Source organism: Pseudoxanthomonas sp. LARHCG66, from assembly GCF_052871755.1.
This window is the reverse complement of sequence record NZ_JBIXJW010000003.1, coordinates 543,303-557,688: the sequence shown is the minus strand read 5'-3', so window position 1 is coordinate 557,688 and position 14,386 is coordinate 543,303. Positions and strand designations below refer to the sequence as shown.

Below are 14,386 nucleotides of genomic sequence, written 5' to 3'. Positions count from 1 at the left end.
ATGGCAAAGGGTAAGTTCGAACGCACCAAGCCCCACGTGAACGTGGGCACGATTGGTCACGTTGACCACGGCAAGACGACGCTGACGGCGGCGCTGACGAAGATCGGCGCGGAGCGTTTCGGTGGCGAGTTCAAGGCGTACGACGCGATCGACGCAGCGCCGGAAGAGAAGGCGCGCGGCATCACGATTTCGACCGCGCACGTGGAATACGAATCTGCCGCGCGCCACTACGCGCACGTGGATTGCCCGGGCCATGCCGACTACGTGAAGAACATGATCACCGGTGCCGCCCAGATGGACGGCGCGATCCTGGTGTGCTCGGCCGCTGACGGCCCGATGCCGCAGACCCGCGAGCACATCCTGCTCTCGCGTCAGGTCGGTGTGCCGTACATCGTCGTGTTCCTGAACAAGGCTGACATGGTGGACGACGCCGAGCTGCTGGAGCTGGTGGAGATGGAAGTCCGCGAACTGCTGAGCAAGTACGAGTTCCCGGGCGACGACACCCCGATCATCTCGGGCTCGGCCCGCCTGGCGCTGGAAGGCGACCAGAGCGAGATCGGCGTGCCGGCGATCCTGAAGCTGGTGGACGCGCTGGACACCTGGATCCCGACCCCGGAGCGCGACGTCGACAAGCCGTTCCTGATGCCGGTGGAAGACGTGTTCTCGATCTCGGGCCGCGGCACCGTGGTGACCGGCCGTATCGAGCGCGGCGTGATCAAGGTGGGCGAGGAAATCGAGATCGTCGGTATCCGTCCGACCCAGAAGACCACGGTCACGGGCGTGGAAATGTTCCGCAAGCTGCTGGACCAGGGTCAGGCGGGCGACAACGCCGGTCTGCTGCTGCGCGGCACCAAGCGTGACGACGTGGAGCGTGGCCAGGTGCTGGCCAAGCCGGGTTCGATCACCCCGCACACCGAGTTCGAAGCCGAAGTCTACGTGCTGAGCAAGGACGAAGGCGGCCGCCACACCCCGTTCTTCAAGGGTTACCGTCCGCAGTTCTACTTCCGCACGACCGACATCACGGGCGCCGTGACCCTGCCGGAAGGCGTGGAAATGGTGATGCCGGGTGACAACATCAAGATGGTGGTCACCCTGATCAACCCGGTGGCGATGGACGAAGGTCTGCGCTTCGCGATCCGCGAAGGCGGCCGTACCGTCGGCGCCGGCGTGGTGGCCAAGATCATCAAGTAAGCCCCTGCGGTCCCGGCGAGGACTCGCCGGACAGCGACAAGGGCGGACCGGAACCTCGGTCCGCCTTCGCCGTCTAAGGGAAGGTTGTAGCAAATCGATACGCCAGTAGCTCAATTGGCAGAGCAGCGGTCTCCAAAACCGCAGGTTGGGGGTTCGAGTCCCTCCTGGCGTGCCACTTCCTTCCTCGCGGAGTCCGGATCTCCGGTACTCCCCCAGAGCAAAGAGCGACACTGACGTGAACAGCAAGGTCGAACAATCGAAAGCCGCCACTTCCGCGGGCGACATCGCCAAGTACGTCCTGGCGCTGGCGCTGGTCGTGGCTGGCCTGGTCGCATGGTGGTGGTTCAATGGCCAGTGGGCCACGCCGCTGCGTTCGCTGGCGGTCGTTGCCGGCCTGGTGCTGGGTGCGCTGGTATTCCTGCAGACGGGCAAGGGCCGTGACACGCGCGAGTTCCTGGCGGAATCCCGCTTCGAGTTGCGCAAGGTCGTGTGGCCGACCCGCGAAGAGGCTACCCGCACGACGTGGGTGGTGATCATCGTGGTGATCGTGCTCAGCCTGATCCTGGCCGGTTTCGACTTCGCCATCCAGGCGCTGATCGAATGGTTTCTGAATTTTGGCCGTTGAGGAGAGTCGCTCAGTGAAGCGCTGGTATGTCGTCCATGCTTATTCTGGCTTCGAGAAGTCGGTAGCCCAGGCCCTGCGCGACCGCATCGTCCGCGACGGCATGCAGGAGAAGTTCGGCGACGTGCTGGTCCCGACCGAAGAGGTCGTGGAAATGCGCTCCGGTCAGAAGCGCCGTTCCGAGCGCAAGTTCTTCCCCGGTTATGTGCTGGTCCAGATCGAGACCCATGACGAGGGTGGCATCCCGCGCATGGACAACGAAAGCTGGCATCTGGTGAAGGACACCTCGAAGGTGCTCGGCTTCATCGGCGGCACCGCCGACCGTCCGCTGCCGATCCGCGACGAAGAAGCGGCTGCCATCCTTGATCGCGTCCAGGAAGGTGTCGAGAAGCCCAGGCCCAAGGTGCTGTTCGAGCCGGGCGAGATGGTCCGCGTCACCGACGGTCCGTTCAACGACTTCAACGGCGTGGTCGAGGAAGTCAACTACGAGAAGAGCCGCCTGCGCGTCGCGGTGCTGATCTTCGGCCGGTCCACCCCGGTGGAGCTGGAATTCGGACAGGTCGAGAAGGCCTGATCCGGCGGTCCGGCAGATTCAGCCGGGCCCGTAAAACCCTGATATACTGCGCGGCTCCCTGACGGCGATGCCGGACAGGAGCCATGGCCGCCCTCGGGTGGCCATTGGCGCGTTCAAGAAAACGCGATGCCGGGACGCGTGATTTTCCCGGTCCGATGGGGAGCCTGTTACCCAGGCGCTAGCACCCGGAGAGTACTCACATGGCAAAGAAAGTTGTCGGTTACATCAAGCTGCAGGTGAAGGCCGGTCAGGCCAACCCCTCGCCGCCGGTCGGTCCTGCGCTGGGTCAGCGCGGCCTGAACATCATGGAATTCTGCAAGGCGTTCAATGCCGCCACGCAGAAGCTGGAGCCGGGTCTACCGATTCCGGTGGTCATCACGGCCTATTCCGACCGTACCTTCACCTTCATCACGAAGACGCCCCCGGCGTCGATCCTGCTGAAGAAGGCCGTCGGCATCACGTCCGGCTCCAAGCGCCCGAACACCGAGAAGGTGGGCAAGGTCACCCGCAAGCAGCTTGAGGACATCGCCAAGGCGAAGGAACCCGACCTGACCGCGGCCGATCTGGACGCTGCGGTGCGTACGATCGCGGGTTCCGCCCGCTCCATGGGCCTGACGGTAGAGGGTTAAGAGATGGCACAGAACAAGCGACAGAAGGCCATCCTGGCCGCCGTGACGCCCGGCAAGGCGTACGCCATTGACGAGGCCCTGAAGATCGTCAAGACCGCCACCAAGGCGAAGTTCGTCGAGTCCGTCGACGTTGCCGTGCGCCTGGGCGTGGATGCCAAGAAGTCCGACCAGCAGGTGCGCGGTTCCACCGTGCTGCCGGCCGGTACCGGCAAGTCGGTCCGCGTGGCGGTGTTCGCCCCGGCTGGCGCCAAGGCTGACGAAGCCGCTGCTGCCGGCGCCGAAGCCGTTGGCATGGACGACCTGGCAGAGAAGATGCTGGCCGGCGACATCAACTACGACGTGGTCATCGCCACGCCGGACGCGATGCGCGTGGTCGGCAAGCTGGGTACGGTCCTGGGCCCGCGCGGCCTGATGCCGAACCCGAAGGTCGGCACCGTGTCGCCGAACCCGGCCGAGGCGGTGAAGAACGCCAAGTCGGGCCAGGTGCGCTACCGCACCGACAAGGCCGGCATCATCCACTGCACCATCGGCAAGGCCAGCTTCGACGACGAAGCGCTGAAGTCGAACCTGCAGGCGCTGCTGATCGACCTGGTGAAGGCCAAGCCGGCCACCTCCAAGGGTCAGTACCTGCAGAAAATCTCGGTCAGCTCGACCATGGGCCCCGGCGTGACCGTGGACCAGTCCTCGCTGTCCCTGAAGTAATCGCATCACCCTGTCCCGCGACGCGGGGCAGGGCGCAACGAATTTTGAGGGCAGTCGCCCAGGCCGGATAACGGTGCAAGCGACAGCCGTCAAAGACCGCAGGTGCGGTCAGCGCGCCATGACGACGGGCACGGAGGCTCGTGTTGGCAGGGAATCGCCGTCGTGGCTAGCGGGATCGCTTAATTCATTCCCCCGGGAATGCGCCTGCGTAGATGGTGCCGCCTTCTGGAAGTTTTCTGGAGTCCGACCGCAAGGTCGCCAGTCAGACAGGCCACCGCCGGGACCTCTGCGTCCCCGGCATCCAGGACGGATGCCGTCCAGGACCGCGAGCGGCAGGAGCCGCAAGCGGAGTCAATTAGTGAGGAGTGTATGGCTCTCAATCTGTCCCAGAAGCAAGAAGTAGTCGCCGAACTGGCAGACGTCGCCGCCAAGGCGCACTCCCTGGTCGCCGCCGAATACGCAGGCACCACGGTCAGTCAGATGACCGCGATGCGCAAGAAGGCCCGCGAGACCGGCGTGTACTTGAAAGTTGTCAAGAACACGTTGGCCGTGCGTGCCGTGGCCGGTACCGAGTTCGAGGTTGTCCAGGACAAGCTCGTCGGTCCGCTGCTGTATGCGTTTTCGACCGAGGAGCCCGGCGCCGCCGGTCGCCTGATCAAGGAATTCGCCAAGGGCAACGACAAGCTGCAGCCGAAGGTCGTCTCCGTGGGTGGCCAGCTGTATCCGGCCAGCCATGTTGAAGTCCTGGCGTCGCTGCCGACCCGCGATCAGGCGCTGGCCATGCTGGCCCGCGTTCTGGCCGAACCCGCCGCGATGTTCGCCCGTGCCGTCAAGGCCGTGGCCGACAAGCAGGGTGGTGGCGAAGCGCCGGCGGAAGCCGTCGCGGAAGCCCCGGCTGAAGCCTGAGTTCGACGTCTTTACGGTTCTACGAACCCTAATCCCAGATAATTTCCAAAGGTAAACACAATGTCCCTTTCCAACGAACAGATCGTCGACGCCATTGCCGGCAAGACCCTGATGGAAGTGATGGAGCTGGTCAAGGCCATCGAAGAGAAGTTCGGCGTCTCCGCCGCCGCCCCGGTCGTCGCCGCTGCCGGTCCGGCCGCCGCCGCCGCCCCGGTCGAAGAGCAGACCGAGTTCACCATCGTCCTGAAGGACGCCGGTGCCAAGAAGGTCGACGTCATCAAGGCTGTCCGCGCCATCACCGGCCTGGGCCTGAAGGAAGCCAAGGACCTCACCGAGGCCGGCGGCGTGCTGAAGGAAGGCGTGTCGAAGGAAGATGCCGAGAAGTTCAAGAAGGACCTCGAAGCCGCTGGTGCGAGCGTCGAAGTCAAGTAAGTCGTATCCGTCGCCGGTTCACCCAGGCGACAACCCGAGGCCGGGGGCGAAAGCCCCTGGCCTTCGGTCGTTTCAAGACGTAGCGATGTAAACGCGAGTTTGTAGTTGGAAGTAGCGGCAGAAGGCGTGCTGGTGCCGGCAATACCAGCGACTTCCAACTGAAAATTCCCCCGTTCGAAAGAATGTCCCCCGTGTGGTCGCGGACGCGCGCCCCACGCTGCCAAAGGCACAGTCACATGACGACATATTCGTTCACCGAAAAGAAGCGCATCCGCAAGGATTTCGGCAAGCAGCGGTCGATCCTCGAGGTCCCGTTCCTGCTCGCCATCCAGGTCGACTCCTACCGCGAGTTCCTGCAGGAGCACACCGACGCCGCCAAGCGCGAAGACCGTGGCCTGCATGCCGCGCTGAAGTCGGTCTTCCCGATCGCCAGCTACAGCGGCAACGCCGCGCTGGAATATGTCGGCTACAAGCTCGGCGAGCCGGTGTTCGACGAGCGCGAGTGCCGCAACCGTGGCCTGAGCTACGGCGCACCGCTGCGCGTCACCGTCCGCCTGGTGATCTACGACCGCGAGTCGTCCACCAAGGCCATCAAGTACGTGAAGGAGCAGGAGGTCTATCTGGGCGAGATCCCGCTCATGACCGACAACGGCACCTTCATCGTCAACGGCACCGAGCGCGTCATCGTCTCGCAGCTGCACCGCTCGCCGGGTGTGTTCTTCGACCACGACCGTGGCAAGACCCACAGCTCGGGCAAGCTGCTGTACAGCGCACGCATCATTCCTTATCGCGGCTCCTGGCTGGACTTCGAGTTCGACCCGAAGGACGCGCTGTTCACGCGTATCGACCGTCGCCGCAAGCTGCCGGTCTCGATCCTGCTGCGCGCGCTGGGCTACTCCAACGAGGAGATGCTCAACGAGTTCTTCGACGTCAACACGTTCCACATCCTGCCGGAAGGCGTGCAGCTGGAGCTGGTCGCCGAGCGCCTGCGCGGCGAAACGCTGAACTTCGACCTGGCCGATGGCGACAAGGTCATCGTGGAAGCCGGCAAGCGCATCACCGCGCGCCACGTGAAGCAGCTGGAACAGTCCGGCATCGCCGCACTGGCCGTGCCCGATGAATACCTGGTCGGCCGCATCCTGTCGCACGACGTGATCGACGCCAACACCGGCGAGCTGCTGGCTTCCGCCAACGACGAAATCACCGACGACCAGCTGGCCAAGTTCCGCAAGGCCGGCGTGGACGCCGTGGGTACGTTGTGGGTCAACGACCTGGACCGTGGTCCGTACCTGTCCAACACGCTGCGCATCGATCCGACCAAGACCCAGCTGGAAGCGCTGGTCGAGATCTACCGCATGATGCGTCCCGGCGAGCCGCCGACCAAGGACGCTGCGCAGAACCTGTTCCACAACCTGTTCTTCACCTTCGAGCGCTACGACCTCTCCAACGTCGGCCGCATGAAGTTCAACCGTCGCGTGGGCCGCAAGGAAACCACCGGCGAAGCCGTGCTGTACGACAAGAAGTACTTCGGCGCGCGCAACGATGAAGAAGCCAAGCGCTTGGTCGCCAGCCTGGGCGAGACCTCGGACATCCTGGACGTCATCAAGGTCCTGACCGAGATCCGCAACGGCCGCGGCACCGTCGATGACATCGATCACCTGGGCAACCGTCGCGTGCGTTCGGTCGGCGAAATGGCCGAGAACGTGTTCCGCGTGGGCCTGGTCCGCGTCGAGCGCGCCGTGAAGGAACGCCTGTCGATGGCCGAGTCCGAAGGCCTGACCCCGCAGGAACTGATCAACGCCAAGCCGGTGGCCGCCGCGATCAAGGAGTTCTTCGGCTCCTCGCAGCTGTCGCAGTTCATGGACCAGAACAACCCGCTGTCGGAAGTCACGCACAAGCGTCGCGTCTCGGCCCTCGGCCCGGGCGGCCTGACCCGCGAGCGCGCCGGCTTCGAAGTCCGCGACGTGCACCCGACCCATTACGGTCGCGTCTGCACCATCGAGACGCCGGAAGGCCCGAACATCGGCCTGATCAACTCGCTGGCCGTGTATGCCCGCACCAATGGTTATGGCTTCCTCGAGACGCCGTACCGCAAGGTCGTGGACGGCATGATCACCGACGAGATCGAGTACCTGTCGGCGATCGAGGAGAACGAGTACGTCATCGCGCAGGCCAACGCGCTGCATGACGCCAAAAGCCGCCTGACCGAGCAGTTCGTGCCGTGCCGTTACCAGGGCGAATCGCTGCTGAAGCCGCCGAGCGAAGTCGACTACATGGACGTCTCGCCGATGCAGACCGTGTCGGTCGCCGCGGCGCTGGTCCCGTTCCTGGAGCACGATGACGCCAACCGCGCATTGATGGGCGCCAACATGCAGCGCCAGGCCGTGCCCACGCTGCGCGCGCAGAAGCCGCTGGTCGGTACCGGCATCGAGCGCGCCGTGGCGCGCGACTCGGGCGTGACCGTGAACGCGCGTCGTGGCGGCGTGGTCGAGCAGATCGACGCCGGCCGCATCGTGGTCAAGGTCAATGAAGTCGAGATCTCCGGCGAAACCGATGCCGGCGTCGACATCTATTCGCTGATCAAGTACACGCGCTCCAACCAGAACACCTGCATCAACCAGCGTCCGCTGGTGAACGTGGGCGATGTGGTCGCGCGCGGCGACGTGCTGGCCGACGGTCCCTCGACCGACATCGGCGAGCTGGCGCTGGGCCAGAACATGCTGATCGCGTTCATGCCGTGGAACGGCTACAACTTCGAAGACTCCATCCTGCTCTCCGAGCGCGTGGTGGAAGAGGATCGCTACACCACGATCCACATCGAAGAGCTGACCTGCGTCGCGCGCGACACCAAGCTGGGACCGGAGGAAATCTCCGCCGACATCCCGAACGTCTCCGAGCAGGCACTGAACCGCCTCGACGAGAGCGGCGTGGTGTACATCGGTGCGGAAGTGCGCGCCGGCGACATCATGGTGGGCAAGGTCACGCCGAAGGGCGAGAGCCAGCTGACCCCGGAAGAGAAGCTGCTGCGCGCGATCTTCGGCGAGAAGGCCTCGGACGTGAAGGACAGCTCGCTGCGCGTGCCGCCGGGCATGGACGGCACCGTCATCGACGTGCAGGTCTTCACCCGCGACGGCATCGAGAAGGACAAGCGTGCGCGCCAGATCGAGGAAAACGAGATCAAGCGCGTCAAGAAGGACTTCGACGACCAGTTCCGCATCCTCGAAGGCGCCATCTACGCCCGCCTGCGTTCGCAGCTGGTCGGCAAAGTCGCCAACGGTGGCCCGGGCACGCTGAAGAAGGGCGACGCGATCACCGACGCCTACCTCGACGGCCTGAAGAAGTCGGAATGGTTCACCCTGCGCATGAAGGACGATGACGCGTCCGACGCCATCGAGCGCGCCCAGATGCAGATCCAGGCGCACGAGAAGGAGTTCGAGCGTCGCTTCGCCGACAAGCGCGGCAAGATCACCGCCGGCGACGACCTCGCCCCGGGCGTGCTGAAGATGGTCAAGGTGTACCTGGCCGTGAAGCGCCGCATCCAGCCGGGCGACAAGATGGCCGGCCGCCACGGCAACAAGGGTGTCGTGTCGACGATCGTTCCTGTCGAGGACATGCCCTACATGGCCACCGGCGAGACCGTGGACATCGTGCTGAATCCGCTGGGCGTGCCGTCGCGCATGAACATCGGCCAGGTGCTGGAAGTGCACCTGGGCTGGGCCGCCAAGGGGCTGGGTCGCAAGATCCAGAACATGCTGGAAGCCCAGGCCAAGGTCGCCGACCTGCGCAAGTTCCTGACCCAGATCTACAACCACGACCAGAAGCTGGGCGAGGACCGCGTGGACCTGGACCAGTTCAGCGACAAGGAACTGATCGCGCTGGCCGAGAACCTGACCGACGGCGTGCCGATGGCCACCCCGGTGTTCGACGGCGCGGCGGAAACCGAGATCAAGCACATGCTCGAACTCGCGGACCTGCCGATCAGCGGCCAGACTCAGTTGTACGACGGCCGTACCGGCGAGGCGTTCGACCGCCACACCACGGTCGGCTACATGCACATGCTGAAGCTGAACCACCTGGTGGACGACAAGATGCACGCGCGTTCCACCGGTCCGTACTCGCTCGTCACCCAGCAGCCGCTGGGCGGCAAGGCGCAGTTCGGTGGCCAGCGCTTCGGTGAAATGGAAGTCTGGGCGCTGGAAGCCTATGGCGCGGCGCACACCCTGCAGGAAATGCTGACGGTCAAGTCGGACGACGTGCAGGGCCGCAACCAGATGTACAAGAACATCGTCGATGGTGCTCACGAGATGGTCGCGGGCATGCCGGAATCCTTCAACGTGCTGGTGAAGGAAATCCGCTCGCTCGCCATCAACATGGAACTGGAAGACTGATCGCAACGGCGCGGCGGCACTCAACGGCCTCCGCGCCTTCCGAACACGGTCAACCCGCCCTCGACAAAGATTCCTCCTGACGGAGAAACAAAATGAAAGACCTGCTCAACCTCTTCAACCAGCAGCGCCAGACGCTGGATTTCGACGCGATCAAGATCGCGCTGGCCTCGCCGGACCTGATCCGTTCGTGGTCCTTCGGCGAAGTGAAGAAGCCGGAAACCATCAACTACCGTACCTTCAAGCCGGAACGCGACGGCCTGTTCTGCTCGGCCATCTTCGGGCCGATCAAGGATTACGAGTGCCTGTGCGGCAAGTACAAGCGCATGAAGCACCGTGGCGTGGTCTGCGAGAAGTGCGGCACGGAAGTGACGCTGGCCAAGGTGCGCCGCGAGCGCATGGGCCACATCGACCTGGCCAGCCCGGTCGCGCACATCTGGTTCCTCAAGTCGCTGCCGTCGCGCATCGGCCTGATGCTGGACATGACCCTGCGCGACATCGAGCGCGTGCTGTACTTCGAAGCCTACGTGGTCACCGAGCCGGGCCTGACCTCGCTCGAACGCCGCCAGTTGCTGACCGAAGAGCAGTTCATGCAGGCGCGCCAGGAACACGGCGACGACTTCGACGCCGCCATGGGCGCCGAGGCCGTCTACGACCTGCTGCGCACGATCGACCTGCAGGCCGAGATGGTGAACCTGCGCGAGGAAATCGCCAGCACCGGTTCGGAGACCAAGCTCAAGCGCCTCACCAAGCGCATCAAGCTGATGGAAGCGTTCCTGGAATCGGGCAACCGTCCGGAATGGATGGTCATGACCGTGCTGCCGGTGCTGCCGCCGGACCTGCGTCCGCTGGTACCGCTGGACGGCGGCCGCTTCGCGACCTCCGACCTGAACGACCTGTACCGCCGCGTCATCAACCGCAACAACCGCCTGCGCCGCCTGCTCGAACTGAATGCGCCGGACATCATCGTGCGCAACGAAAAGCGCATGCTGCAGGAGTCCGTTGACGCCCTGATGGACAACGGTCGTCGTGGCCGCGCCATCACCGGTACCAACAAGCGCCCGCTCAAGTCGCTGGCCGACATGATCAAGGGCAAGCAGGGTCGCTTCCGCCAGAACCTGCTGGGCAAGCGCGTCGACTACTCCGGCCGTTCGGTCATCGTGGTCGGCCCGACCCTGCGCCTGCACGAGTGCGGCCTGCCGAAGAAGATGGCGCTGGAGCTGTTCAAGCCGTTCGTGTTCGCCAAGCTGCAGCGTCGCGGCCTGGCCACCACCATCAAGGCCGCCAAGAAGCTGGTCGAGCGCGAAGAAGCCGAAGTCTGGGACATCCTGGAAGAGGTCATCCGCGAACACCCGGTTCTGCTGAACCGCGCGCCGACGCTGCATCGCCTGGGCATCCAGGCGTTCGAGCCGGTCCTGATCGAAGGCAAGGCCATCCAGCTGCACCCGCTGGTCTGTACTGCGTTCAACGCCGACTTCGACGGTGACCAGATGGCCGTCCACGTGCCGCTGTCGCTGGAAGCGCAGCTGGAAGCGCGCGCGCTGATGATGTCCTCCAACAACATCCTGTCGCCGGCCAACGGCGAGCCGATCATCGTGCCGTCGCAGGACGTCGTGCTGGGCCTGTACTACATGACCCGCGCGCTGGAGAACAAGAAGGGCGAGGGCATGGCCTTCGCCAACATCGCCGAGGTCAAGCGCGCCTACGACAACCGCGCCGTCGAACTGCACGCGAAGGTCAAGGTCCGCATCAGCGGTACCGTGATCGACGAGGAAGGTGGCCGCAGCAAGCAGACCAACATCGTGGACACCACGATCGGTCGCGCCCTGCTGGCCGAGATCCTGCCGGAAGGTCTGCCGTTCGCCCTGGTCAACACCGAGTTGAACAAGAAGGCCATCAGCCGCCTGATCAACTCCAGCTACCGCATGCTGGGCCTGAAGGACACGGTCGTGTTCGCCGACAAGCTGATGTACACCGGCTTCGCGTACGCCACGCGCGCCGGCGTCTCCATCGGCATCGACGACATGCTGATCCCGGCCGAGAAGAAGGGCATCCTGGGCGAAGCCGAGCAGGAAGTGCTGGAGATCCAGGAGCAGTACCAGAGCGGCCTGGTCACCGCCGGCGAGCGCTACAACAAGGTGGTCGACATCTGGTCGCGCACCAATGAGCGCATCGCCAAGGCGATGATGGAGACCATCGGTACCGACAAGGTGCAGAACGCCAAGGGCGAGACCATCAACGAGAAGTCGATGAACTCGCTGTACATCATGGCCGACTCCGGCGCCCGTGGTAGCCAGGCGCAGATCCGCCAGCTGGCCGGCATGCGCGGCCTGATGGCCCGTCCCGATGGTTCGATCATCGAGACGCCCATCAAGGCGAACTTCCGCGAAGGCCTGAACGTCCAGGAATACTTCAACTCCACCCACGGTGCCCGAAAGGGCCTGGCCGATACCGCGCTGAAGACGGCGAACTCCGGTTACCTGACCCGTCGCCTGGTCGACGTGGCGCAGGACGTGGTGATCACCGAGGTCGATTGCGGTACGTCGGAAGGCCTGATGATGACCCCGATCGTGGAAGGCGGCGACGTGGTCGAGCCGCTGCGCGACCGCGTGCTGGGCCGCATCGTGGCCGAGGACGTGTTCCTGCCGGGCAACGACGAGGATCCGATCGTCACCCGCAACACGCTGCTGGACGAAGCCTGGGTGCAGAAGCTGGAAGATGCCGGCGTGCAGGCGTTGAAGGTGCGTTCCACCATCACCTGCGAATCCGATTTCGGCGTCTGCGCGCACTGCTATGGCCGTGACCTGGCCCGTGGCCACATCGTCAACATCGGCGAAGCGGTCGGCGTCATCGCCGCGCAGTCGATCGGCGAGCCCGGCACCCAGCTGACCATGCGTACGTTCCACATCGGTGGTGCGGCATCGCGTGCGGCGGCGGTCGACAACATCACCGTCAAGACCACCGGCTCGATCAAGTTCAACAACCTCAAGTTCGTCGAACACGCCAATGGCAGCCTGGTCGCGGTTTCGCGCTCGGGCGAACTGTCGGTACTCGATGGCCACGGCCGTGAGCGCGAGCGTTACAAGCTGCCCTACGGCGCCACCATCAACGTCAAGGACGGCGACCAGATCACGGCCGGCCAGGCCGTGGCGAACTGGGATCCGCATAACCACCCGATCGTGTCGGAAGTGGCCGGCTTCGTGCGCTTCGTCGACTTCGTCGATGGCGTCACCGTCATCGAGAAGACCGATGACCTGACCGGCCTGGCCTCGCGCGAGATCACCGATCCGAAGCGTCGCGGTTCGCAGGGCAAGGACCTGCGTCCGATCGTCCGCATCGTGGACAAGGACGGCAAGGACCTGAGCATCCCGGGTACCGACCTGCCGGCGCAGTACCTGCTGCCGCCGCGCTCGATCGTCAACCTGCAGGACGGCGCGCCCGTCGGCGTGGGCGACGTGGTCACCAAGGTGCCGCAGGAAGCGTCCAAGACCCGCGACATCACCGGCGGTCTGCCGCGCGTCGCCGACCTGTTCGAAGCACGCAAGCCGAAGGATCCGGCGATCCTGGCCGAGCGCTCCGGCATCATCAGCTTCGGCAAGGACACCAAGGGCAAGCAGCGCCTGATCATCAAGGACACCGATGGTTCGGAGCACGAGGAGCTGATCCCGAAGTTCCGCCAAATCATCGTGTTCGAAGGCGAGCACGTGGCCAAGGGCGAAACCATCGTGGACGGCGAGCCGAGCCCGCAGGACATCCTGCGTCTGCTGGGCGTCGAGCCGCTGGCGGCCTACCTGGTCAAGGAAATCCAGGACGTCTACCGCCTGCAGGGTGTGAAGATCAACGACAAGCACATCGAGGTGATCACCCGCCAGATGTTGCGCAAGGTCGAGATCACCGACGCTGGCAACAGCAAGTTCCTGGCCGGCGAGCAGGTCGAGAAGCAGCGCCTGATCGAAGAAAACGCCAAGCTGGCGGCCCGCAACGAACTGCTCGCGAAGTACGATCCGGTGCTGCTGGGCATCACCAAGGCCTCGCTGGCGACCGAGTCGTTCATCTCGGCGGCCTCCTTCCAGGAGACCACCCGTGTACTGACCGAGGCGGCCGTTCGCGGCACCCGTGACACCCTGCGCGGCCTGAAGGAGAACGTCATCGTGGGTCGACTGATCCCGGCCGGCACCGGTCTGGCGTACCACAACCAGCGCCGCCGCAATGCCTCCGGCTTGACCGAGGCCGAAGTGAACGCCCTGTCGGGTGGCAGCGTCGAGGCCGCTCCGGCCGCCGCCGTGACCACCACCGACGAAGCGGGCGAGGAGTCCAGCGCCAGCTAAACCGTACTACCCGACGGCCTCCGGGCCGTCCCAGACCACGAAAAGAGGCGCAGGATGCGCCTCGTTTTCGGCCCAGGATGGGCGGGATCGCAGTCAGTTGGCAGGCACTTGCCGCCGTCGCGTTGACGGTCGGGCAGGTTGCCGGCTATACTTTTCCGTCTAGGTGGGCCGTATTGCGGCCTGCCTTCGTTTTCATGTCAAACAAGGCTCCGGCCTTCACACGAAGAACCCACTATGGCAACCGTCAATCAGCTGGTCCGCAAGCCGCGGCAGGCCCCCACGTACAAGAGCCAGTCGCCCGCGCTGGACAACTGCCCGCAGCGTCGCGGCGTGTGCACCCGCGTCTACACGACCACCCCGAAGAAGCCCAACTCGGCCCTTCGCAAGGTCGCCAAGGTGCGCCTGACCAACCAGGAAGAAATCATCAGCTACATCGGCGGTGAAGGCCACAACCTGCAGGAGCACTCCGTGGTGCTCGTGCGCGGCGGTCGCGTGAAGGATCTGCCGGGCGTGCGCTACCACACCGTGCGCGGTTCGCTCGACGCCTCCGGCGTCGCCAAGCGCCGCCAGGGCCGTTCCAAGTACGGCGCCAAGCGTCCCAAGGCTTAAGGAAAAAG

The 14,386-nt window shown here is 64.7% G+C and carries 10 protein-coding genes and 1 tRNA gene; all 11 read left to right on the top strand.

What is annotated here, in order from left to right:
- The 11 genes from tuf (at position 1) to rpsL (ending at position 14,378) form a co-directional block, all read left to right on the top strand.
- A complete protein-coding gene (gene tuf / locus ACIPRS_RS12765) occupies positions 1–1,191 on the top strand; it encodes an elongation factor Tu (RefSeq protein WP_056879796.1) in 1,191 nt (396 codons plus the stop codon).
- A 99-nt stretch (positions 1,192–1,290) separates the two neighbouring features.
- Positions 1,291–1,366, top strand: a tRNA-Trp gene (locus tag ACIPRS_RS12760).
- A 60-nt stretch (positions 1,367–1,426) separates the two neighbouring features.
- On the top strand, positions 1,427–1,816 hold the full coding sequence (gene secE, locus ACIPRS_RS12755; protein WP_337731297.1) for a preprotein translocase subunit SecE: 390 nt from the start codon (positions 1,427–1,429) through the stop codon (positions 1,814–1,816).
- A 13-nt stretch (positions 1,817–1,829) separates the two neighbouring features.
- Positions 1,830–2,387 (top strand): transcription termination/antitermination protein NusG, encoded by a 558-nt coding sequence (gene nusG, locus ACIPRS_RS12750; RefSeq protein ID WP_142126302.1) that lies wholly within the window; start codon positions 1,830–1,832, stop codon positions 2,385–2,387.
- Positions 2,388–2,587: 200 nt separating this feature from the next.
- Positions 2,588–3,016, top strand: a complete 429-nt coding sequence (gene rplK / locus ACIPRS_RS12745) for a 50S ribosomal protein L11 (RefSeq protein ID WP_055945202.1) — start codon at positions 2,588–2,590, stop codon at positions 3,014–3,016.
- Between the two features lie 3 nt (positions 3,017–3,019).
- Positions 3,020–3,718 carry a 50S ribosomal protein L1 gene (gene rplA, locus ACIPRS_RS12740; RefSeq protein ID WP_142126301.1) on the top strand — a complete coding sequence of 233 codons (699 nt, stop codon included), beginning with the start codon at positions 3,020–3,022 and terminating at the stop codon, positions 3,716–3,718.
- A 369-nt stretch (positions 3,719–4,087) separates the two neighbouring features.
- The gene (gene rplJ / locus ACIPRS_RS12735) at positions 4,088–4,624 is read left to right on the top strand and encodes a 50S ribosomal protein L10 (protein ID WP_192201795.1); all 537 of its coding nucleotides are present in this window, start codon (positions 4,088–4,090) and stop codon (positions 4,622–4,624) included.
- A gap of 60 nt (positions 4,625–4,684) precedes the next feature.
- On the top strand, positions 4,685–5,056 hold the full coding sequence (rplL, locus tag ACIPRS_RS12730; RefSeq protein WP_142126299.1) for a 50S ribosomal protein L7/L12: 372 nt from the start codon (positions 4,685–4,687) through the stop codon (positions 5,054–5,056).
- A gap of 236 nt (positions 5,057–5,292) precedes the next feature.
- Entirely contained in the window at positions 5,293–9,444 is a 4,152-nt protein-coding gene (gene rpoB / locus ACIPRS_RS12725; protein ID WP_337731296.1) for a DNA-directed RNA polymerase subunit beta, read from the top strand.
- A 92-nt stretch (positions 9,445–9,536) separates the two neighbouring features.
- Entirely contained in the window at positions 9,537–13,769 is a 4,233-nt protein-coding gene (gene rpoC, locus ACIPRS_RS12720; protein WP_337731295.1) for a DNA-directed RNA polymerase subunit beta', read from the top strand.
- 234 nt (positions 13,770–14,003) lie between these two features.
- The gene (gene rpsL / locus ACIPRS_RS12715) at positions 14,004–14,378 is read left to right on the top strand and encodes a 30S ribosomal protein S12 (protein ID WP_055945224.1); all 375 of its coding nucleotides are present in this window, start codon (positions 14,004–14,006) and stop codon (positions 14,376–14,378) included.
- Positions 14,379–14,386 lie beyond the last annotated feature (8 nt).